The organism is Staphylococcus pasteuri (assembly GCF_030547725.1).
Classification (GTDB): Bacteria; Bacillota; Bacilli; order Staphylococcales; family Staphylococcaceae; genus Staphylococcus; species Staphylococcus pasteuri.
The window spans coordinates 1-238 of the sequence record NZ_JAUOQO010000928.1 but is presented as its reverse complement, the minus strand read 5'-3'; the positions used below and the strand labels follow the sequence as shown (position 1 = coordinate 238).

At 54.6% G+C, this 238-nt stretch carries 1 protein-coding gene; it reads left to right on the top strand.

Annotation, left to right across the window (positions count from 1 at the left end; genetic code table 11):
* Nucleotides 1–48 precede the first annotated feature (48 nt).
* Nucleotides 49–238, top strand: a 190-nt coding sequence (locus Q4528_RS15935) for a hypothetical protein (RefSeq protein ID WP_303522728.1), incomplete at its 3' end; no start/stop codon positions are given.

Here is a 238-nt window from a genome sequence, read left to right as displayed (position 1 = left end):
GCCTTAGACATTGTCGCAAGTAGCGGTGAAGCGGATGCCTTGTTACTAATGCATGCGCCGTCTGCATTGGCGGAAGCCGAGTCTACCGCTGAGGCGTTAATCAAGGTGATTAAACAAGACAGTAAAGCGCGGCGGTTAAACATTCTTACTACTTGGATGGGGGAAGCCACGGCGTACCCAGGGCGGATGGCGTTTACCAAAGCGGGCATTCCCACTTATCGAACCCCAGAGGGTGCGG